Below are 431 nucleotides of genomic sequence, written 5' to 3'. Positions count from 1 at the left end.
GTCCGACGCCCCCGGTGCCGGCGCCTGCGGAGGGGTGGGATTCGCTGTCCTCGCGCTCGGCGGGCGGCTCAGCACGGGTCCGGAGGTCCTGCTCTCCGATGTCAGCTTCGCCGGGGCAGACCTGGTGGTCACCGGCTGCTCCGTCTTCGACTTCGCTGCGCGGGGCCGTGGGGTCGTCAAGGCGGTGGCCGAGGCGGCGGCCGAGGCGCTGAGCCCGTGCATCGCCATTGCCGGCCAGGTGGTGATCGGCGCCCGGGAGATGCGCACGATGGGCATCGACGCCGCCTACGCCGTACGCGACACGCACGCAGGCCCTGTCGATGCCGAAGCACTGACGGCCACTGCTCGGCGGGTCGCCCGGTCCTGGAGCTGGTGATCGGACGGGACCCGAGCAACAGACCTCCAGATCGGCCGGGCCCACCGGGGTGGCT

General features: G+C 73.3%; 1 protein-coding gene. It reads left to right on the top strand.

Annotated elements, in window-relative coordinates; genetic code table 11:
• A partial coding sequence (locus I6F37_RS40850; protein ID WP_225154501.1) for a glycerate kinase occupies nucleotides 1–376 on the top strand: 376 nt, incomplete at its 5' end.
• Between the last annotated feature and the right edge of the window lie 55 nt (nucleotides 377–431).

This window comes from Bradyrhizobium sp. NBAIM08 (genome assembly GCF_020193935.1).
Lineage (GTDB): Bacteria > Pseudomonadota > Alphaproteobacteria > Rhizobiales > Xanthobacteraceae > Bradyrhizobium > Bradyrhizobium yuanmingense.
This window is presented reverse-complemented; position numbering and strand designations above follow the sequence as displayed.